Genomic DNA, 6,403 nt, shown 5'->3' on the forward strand with positions numbered 1-6,403 from the left:
CCACATTGACATGGAAGTTGAATTAATCACAGAAATCGCTATGGATGAAGGATTAAGATTCGCTATCAGAGAAGGTGGAAGAACTGTAGGTTCAGGAGTTGTTACTTCAATAATCGAGTAGTTTTAAAATAAATTTTTATTAGTACCGATGAACAACGGGAATTTATGCTTAGTTGAAGCTAGCTTGTATAATTAGCGCAAAATATGTAAGTTTAGAATTAACTAAGAAAAACTTGTAATATATAGACGTATATATTACAAGACTCCTTAAAATCTAAAATTAACGCGCAATAGTTTTAAATTTAAAAGAGTGTTCATTAAATAGGCCTTTAAGAAAGAGAGGAAATAAATTTTCCTCTCTTTTATTTTTGCTTAATTGTAAAATTAAGCTGAATTAAATAAAAAATCCATAGTGAATTAACCTGTGTTATGATTTAATCGCTAAACAAAATATAATACACGAGGATAATAACCATGAATTATCAAAATCATAACACAGAGTCAAGAAAAAATAAACACTTAAATATTAAAGATTGTATGATAGTTGAAATACGTCTTAAAGATGGCTCTTCTGTTTACAAAATAGCTAAGCAACTATATAAATAGGTTTATAAATATCTTTTTAAATGAAATGTGCCGTGGAACTACTAAGCAAATTAAGAAAGGAAAAGAATTAAATATCTACTTTGCCGATACTGGAGAAGATGTTTATAAGAAGAATTACTTAAAATATGGTCGTAAATACAAACTATTAGAATTTGGTGATTTTATTAAATGTGTGGATTGATAAAGTTAAGAATAATTAATGGTCTTTAGATTCATGTGGTGGTGAAGCTCTGAATTTGTCTAGGTTTAGTCCTTACTAAATGATTTCTACAAAAACTTTGTATAACTATGTAGACCTTGGCGTATTACCTATAAAAAAATATAGATTTACCAGTTAAACTTCATAGAAATACAAAGTCTACTATAGTAATACATAATAAGAAAAAGATTGCTTATAGCATTTCAAACCGTCCTAGTTCTATTCAAAACAATGAAGAATTTGGTCATTGGGAAATAGATTGCGTATTAGGTGAAAAATGTAATAAGAGTAAAGTTTTGCTGAAAATTGTAAAGAGTAAAGCTATGTATGATACAATATCTGAAATGTCTTCTCATTAAGTAGTATCTGTTACTAATATTCTTGAGAAGATTAAAGAGTTTTTGGTAGTAAATTTATTAAAGTATTTAAGAGTATGATAGCTGATAATGAATCTGAATTTGCTGATTTATCAAAGCTTGAACAAAAAACAAAAACAAAAGTATATTTCATTCATCCATATTGTTAATTTGAAAAAATACAAATGAGCCTCATAATGAACTAATTAGAGGTTTTATTCAAAAGAGAAAACACATTTCAGATTAGCTACATAAAACAATATCTTTCATATAAAGTTGTATGAATATTCTTCTTAGAAAGCTTTTTGATTACAAGACTCTGGAAGAGTTATTTGAAATACACTTAGATGAAACATATTCATTATATTAATTAGTTTTTAAATTATAATTAAAGACTAGTTTAATTTGATATTGCAATTTAGGTTTTTTATTTTTTATTGATTTTATATAAAAAATAAATATAATATAATTTAGAAGAAATATTTTTAGTAAGAATAATAATATAAAATTTTTTAGGAATAAAATTTTTGTTGAAAAATTTAAAAAATAGTATATTATTAATATTAGTGCTTTATTTTTTTGAACGGTTTTGGTGTAAAGATAGTACATAAATGTATATGTTAAAACTTCTAAAAAAATACTTGAAAAAACATAATATACATAGTATAATGAAGAAGTTGTAAAGCGAACAGCGATGAGTCAAGAGGTTGCCGGACTTCCGGGTAATTCTTGATGAGCATGTTAGGATCTAGAATCCGACGACAGAGGTTAAGTGTATGTCTAAAGTGTGAAACACCAGGGACAGTTTACACAATGCTTACTGTTGTGCGTTAGAAGTAAAGCGTACATGAAAAGGAGGGAAACCAAATGTCAAAACAAAAAATAAGAATAAGATTAAAAGCGTTTGATCATACAATATTAGATCAATCAGCTGAGAAAATTGTTGAAACTGCTAAGTCTACAGGAGCAAAGGTTGTTGGACCAGTTCCACTACCAACTGAAAAAGACGTTATAACAATCTTAAGAGCTGTACATAAGTACAAAGACTCAAGAGAGCAGTTCGAAGTGAGAACTCATAAGAGATTAATAGACATCGTTAATCCATCACCAAAAACTGTTGATGCATTAATGAGATTAAACTTACCAGCAGGTGTTGATATCGAAATAAAACTTTAATATTTTATTTAGATTGAATTAAGAGATTGAACTGTTATGATTGCAGAGGCAATCCGCTAATATGTTTAGGAGGTGTAACCACATGAAAAAAGCTATAATAGGTAAAAAAGTTGGAATGACTCAAATATTCGATGAGAATGGTAGAGTAATCCCTGTAACTGTAGTTGAAGCTGGTCCATGTGTTGTAGTTCAAAAGAAAACAGTTGAAACTGATGGATATGACGCAATACAAGTTGGATTCGGTGAATTAAGAGAAAAATTAGTTAACAAACCAAGAAAAGGACATTTCGCTAAAGCAGGTGTTTCTTTAAGAAGAACTTTAAAAGAGTTCAGAATGGAAGATGTTGCTAATTACAATGTTGGAGACGAAATAAAAGTTGATACATTTGAAATTGGAGACAAAGTAGACGTATCAGGAGTTTCTAAAGGTAAGGGATTCCAAGGTACAATTAAAAGATGGAATGCTAGTAGAGGACCAATGTCTCACGGTTCTAAATTCCACAGAGCACCAGGTTCAATGGGGGCTGCTTCAGACCCATCAAGAACTTTCAAGAACAAGAGAATGCCTGGACATATGGGAGCTAAGAACACAACTGTTCTTAACTTAGAAGTTGTTAAGATAATGCCTGAAAAGAACATAATCTTAATCAAGGGTGGAATCCCAGGTCCAAATAAAGGCACAGTAGTTATAAGAAACAGCGTTAAGGCTTAATTTCTGTAGAAAGGAGGAAGCGTAATGCCTAAAGTAGGTTTATTTAATAAAGAAGGACAACAAGTTGGAGATATCCAATTAAATGAGCAAGTATTTGGAGTAGAAGTAAACAAATATGCTTTACATCAAGTAGTAGTAGCTCAATTAGCTAATAAGAGACAAGGTACTCAATCAGCTAAAACAAGATCTGAGGTAAGAGGAGGCGGAATCAAGCCTTGGAGACAAAAAGGAACAGGTAGAGCAAGACAAGGTTCTATCAGAGCGCCTCAATGGATTAAAGGTGGAGTTGTATTTGCACCAAAACCAAGAGATTACAGAATGTCAATACCAAAGAGCATGAGAAAAGTAGCTATGACTTCTGCTCTAACTAGCAAAGTTGCAGATATGGTTGTTTTAGAAGATTTAACTTTCGAAGCTCCAAAAACTAAGGAAGCAGTTAAAATGTTAAATGCTTTTGAAGCTAAAAAGACATTAATAATAACAGCTGAAGTTAATGAAAATGTATATAAATCAGCAAGAAACATAGAAGGTGTAACAGTTATGCCTGTTAATAACATCAATGTTTATGATTTATTAAACTGCAAAACATTAATGATAACTAAAGAAGCTGTAAACAAAATTGAGGAGGTGTACGCATAATGAAGTTAACAAGCCATGATATAATCAGAAAACCAGTTATAACTGAAAAGAGTATGGCAGCTATGGCTGAAAATAAATACACCTTCATAGTTCATATGGCAGCTAACAAAGTACAAATAAAGAGAGCTGTAGAAGAAGTTTTCAACGTAAAAGTTGCTGACGTTAAGACTATGAGATTCGAAGGAAAAACTAAGAGAGTTGGAGTTCACATCGGAAAAAGAGCTGACTTCAAAAAAGCTGTTATAACTTTAGCTGAAGGTAGCAGCATTGAATTCTTCGAAGGAATGCAATAATAAAAAGCAGGTATTGGTTGAAGGCCAGATAAGCTATAAGAAGGAGGGACAATAATGGCACTTAAAAAGTTTAACCCAACTACACCATCAAGAAGACAAATGACTATGCCAACATTTGAAGAAGTTACTACAAATGTACCTGAAAAGTCACTTCTTGTTTCTTTAAAGAAAACTGGTGGTAGAAACGCACAAGGTAAAATAACTGTTAGACACCATGGTGGTGGAGCTAAGAGAAAATATAGAATAATAGATTTCAAAAGAAATAAGGATGGAATCCCAGCAAAAGTTGCTACAGTAGAGTACGATCCAAACAGATCAGCTTACATAGCACTTGTTGTTTATGCTGATGGAGAGAAGAGATACATACTTGCTCCTGTAGGTTTAAAAGTAGGAGATACAGTAGTATCAGGACCAGAGGCTGATATCAAGCCAGGTAACGCTCTTCAATTAAAACACATGCCAGTAGGTACTTTTGTTCATAACATAGAGTTACAAGCTGGAAAAGGTGGCCAAATGGTAAGATCAGCAGGTACTTCAGCTCAGTTAATGGCTAAAGAAGGAAACTATGCTACATTAAGATTACCATCAGGTGAAATGAGATATGTAAGAATCGAATGTAAAGCTACTGTTGGAACAGTATCAAACACAACTCATGAGATTGTAAATATCGGTAAAGCTGGTAGAAAGAGACATATGGGATGGAGACCAACAGTTAGAGGTTCTGTAATGAACCCTTGCGATCACCCTCACGGTGGTGGAGAAGGTAGATCTCCTATCGGTAGACCAAGTCCAGTTACTCCATGGGGTAAACCAGCACTTGGATATAAAACTAGAAAGAACAAAAAATACTCAGATAGATTCATCATTAAGAGAAGAAACGCTAAATAGTTTGGAGAGAATTAAATATTCTCTTCACGGTTTGGCGGCATAATTAAGTTTATGAAGGGAGGAAATTCTAGTGAGTAGATCAATTAAGAAAGGACCTTTCGTGCATGCAGGTCTTTTAAAGAAAATAGAAGAAATGAACCAAAATGGAGATAAGAAAGTTATCAAAACTTGGTCAAGAAGCTCAACTATATTCCCACAAATGATAGGCCATACAATAGCTGTTCATGATGGAAGAAAACATATCCCAGTTTATGTTACAGAAGATATGGTTGGACATAAATTAGGAGAATTCGTTTTAACAAGAACTTTCAAAGGTCATATTAAAAACGAAAAAACATCAAAGAGAAAATAATAGTATCCGGGAAAGGAGGATCTTTAGATGGAAGCTAAAGCTATAGCTAAATATGTAAGAATGTCTCCAACTAAAGTAGGAGTTGTTCTTGATTTAATAAGAGGAAAGAACGTAAACGAAGCTTTCGCAATTTTAAAATATACTCCAAGAGATGCTGCTGAGGTTATAAGCAAAGTTTTAAAATCAGCGGTAGCTAATGCGGAGAACAATCACGAATTAGATGCTAACAGATTATTCGTTGCAGAAGCACATGTAGGTCACGGACCAACATTAAAAAGATTCAGACCAATGGATCATGGTAAAGCATTTAGAATAAACAAGAGAACAAGTAACATAACACTTGTTGTTAAAGAAAGAGCTTAATAAGGTAAGGAGGGAAAAGCATGGGACAAAAAGTACATCCTCACGGACTAAGAGTTGGTGTAATTAAAGATTGGGATGCAAAATGGTATGCTGATAAGAAAAATTTTGCTGATAACTTAATCGAAGACCAACAAATAAGAAAATTTATAAAGAAAGAACTTTTCTCAGCTGGAATTGCTAAGATTGAAATAGAAAGATCAGCTAAAAGAGTTAAGTTAAACATACACACAGCTAAGCCAGGTGTAATCATCGGAAAAGGTGGTTCAGGAATCGAAAGATTAAAAGCTAGCTTAAAAAATATAATAGCTGAGAAAAATGTTTTAATAAATATTGTTGAGGTTAAGAACGCTGAAACTAACGCTCAATTAATGGCTGAAAACATTGCTGCTCAATTAGAAAAGAGAATATCATTCAGAAGAGCTATGAAGCAAACTATCCAAAGAGCAATGAAAGCTGGCACATTAGGTGTTAAAACTGCTTGTTCAGGAAGATTAGGTGGAGCTGAAATAGCAAGAACTGAGCAATATAATGAAGGAACAATCCCACTACAAACAATAAGAGCTGACATCGACTATGGATTTGCTGAAGCTGATACAACTTACGGTAAAATCGGTGTTAAAGTGTGGGTTTACAATGGAGAAGTTCTTCCAACTAAAAAAGTTGAAAAAAAGGAAGAAGCTAACGCATAATAGGATGCACTAAGAAAGGAGGAATATAACATGTTAATGCCTAAAAGAGTTAAACATCGTAAGGTACAACGTGGTAGAATGAAAGGTAAGGCAACTAGAGGAAACTTTCTAGCTTACGGAGATTTCGGAA

At 32.6% G+C, this 6,403-nt stretch carries 9 protein-coding genes and 2 pseudogenes; all 11 read left to right on the forward strand.

Annotated features, from left to right (window positions below; translation table 11 throughout):
• A partial coding sequence (locus Q1J60_RS10035; RefSeq protein ID WP_448268848.1) for an EF-Tu C-terminal domain-related protein occupies positions 1 to 121 on the forward strand: 121 nt, incomplete at its 5' end.
• A 353-nt stretch (positions 122 to 474) separates the two neighbouring features.
• Positions 475 to 1,531 (forward strand): annotated as a pseudogene (locus Q1J60_RS10040) (IS30 family transposase).
• A 497-nt stretch (positions 1,532 to 2,028) separates the two neighbouring features.
• Complete coding sequence (gene rpsJ / locus Q1J60_RS10045) at positions 2,029 to 2,337, forward strand: 30S ribosomal protein S10 (protein WP_003479233.1); 309 nt, start codon at positions 2,029 to 2,031, stop codon at positions 2,335 to 2,337.
• A gap of 82 nt (positions 2,338 to 2,419) precedes the next feature.
• Positions 2,420 to 3,049, forward strand: coding sequence for a 50S ribosomal protein L3 (gene rplC, locus Q1J60_RS10050; RefSeq protein ID WP_003476250.1), 630 nt, complete (start codon positions 2,420 to 2,422; stop codon positions 3,047 to 3,049).
• Positions 3,050 to 3,073: 24 nt separating this feature from the next.
• Positions 3,074 to 3,688: a 50S ribosomal protein L4 gene (gene rplD, locus Q1J60_RS10055; protein WP_003454270.1), complete on the forward strand. Its 615-nt coding sequence runs from the start codon at positions 3,074 to 3,076 to the stop codon at positions 3,686 to 3,688.
• Positions 3,688 to 3,981 (forward strand): 50S ribosomal protein L23, encoded by a 294-nt coding sequence (gene rplW / locus Q1J60_RS10060; protein WP_003454311.1) that lies wholly within the window; start codon positions 3,688 to 3,690, stop codon positions 3,979 to 3,981. The genes rplD and rplW overlap by 1 nt, the downstream gene beginning before the upstream one ends.
• A gap of 54 nt (positions 3,982 to 4,035) precedes the next feature.
• Entirely contained in the window at positions 4,036 to 4,869 is an 834-nt protein-coding gene (gene rplB / locus Q1J60_RS10065) for a 50S ribosomal protein L2 (RefSeq protein ID WP_300375544.1), read from the forward strand.
• Between the two features lie 70 nt (positions 4,870 to 4,939).
• A complete protein-coding gene (gene rpsS, locus Q1J60_RS10070) occupies positions 4,940 to 5,221 on the forward strand; it encodes a 30S ribosomal protein S19 (protein WP_003454422.1) in 282 nt (93 codons plus the stop codon).
• A gap of 27 nt (positions 5,222 to 5,248) precedes the next feature.
• Complete coding sequence (gene rplV / locus Q1J60_RS10075; RefSeq protein ID WP_003454177.1) at positions 5,249 to 5,584, forward strand: 50S ribosomal protein L22; 336 nt, start codon at positions 5,249 to 5,251, stop codon at positions 5,582 to 5,584.
• Positions 5,585 to 5,604: 20 nt separating this feature from the next.
• Positions 5,605 to 6,273 carry a 30S ribosomal protein S3 gene (gene rpsC, locus Q1J60_RS10080; RefSeq protein ID WP_003454406.1) on the forward strand — a complete coding sequence of 223 codons (669 nt, stop codon included), beginning with the start codon at positions 5,605 to 5,607 and terminating at the stop codon, positions 6,271 to 6,273.
• A 30-nt stretch (positions 6,274 to 6,303) separates the two neighbouring features.
• Positions 6,304 to 6,403, forward strand: a pseudogene (locus Q1J60_RS10085) (50S ribosomal protein L16); the annotation flags it as partial.

Origin of the sequence: Clostridium sp., from assembly GCF_029258205.1 — a bacterium.
In the GTDB taxonomy this organism is placed as follows: Bacteria; Bacillota; Clostridia; order Clostridiales; family Clostridiaceae; genus Sarcina.

What these genes read in the sequence shown, in the direction of transcription:
- rpsJ (WP_003479233.1), top strand. Translation starts at nt 2,029, where the DNA reads ATGTCAAAACAAAAAATAAGAATAAGATTAAAAGCGTTTGATCATACA.
- rplC (WP_003476250.1), top strand. Translation starts at nt 2,420, where the DNA reads ATGAAAAAAGCTATAATAGGTAAAAAAGTTGGAATGACTCAAATATTC.
- rplD (WP_003454270.1), top strand. Translation starts at nt 3,074, where the DNA reads ATGCCTAAAGTAGGTTTATTTAATAAAGAAGGACAACAAGTTGGAGAT.
- rplW (WP_003454311.1), top strand. Translation starts at nt 3,688, where the DNA reads ATGAAGTTAACAAGCCATGATATAATCAGAAAACCAGTTATAACTGAA.
- rplB (WP_300375544.1), top strand. Translation starts at nt 4,036, where the DNA reads ATGGCACTTAAAAAGTTTAACCCAACTACACCATCAAGAAGACAAATG.
- rplV (WP_003454177.1), top strand. Translation starts at nt 5,249, where the DNA reads ATGGAAGCTAAAGCTATAGCTAAATATGTAAGAATGTCTCCAACTAAA.
- rpsC (WP_003454406.1), top strand. Translation starts at nt 5,605, where the DNA reads ATGGGACAAAAAGTACATCCTCACGGACTAAGAGTTGGTGTAATTAAA.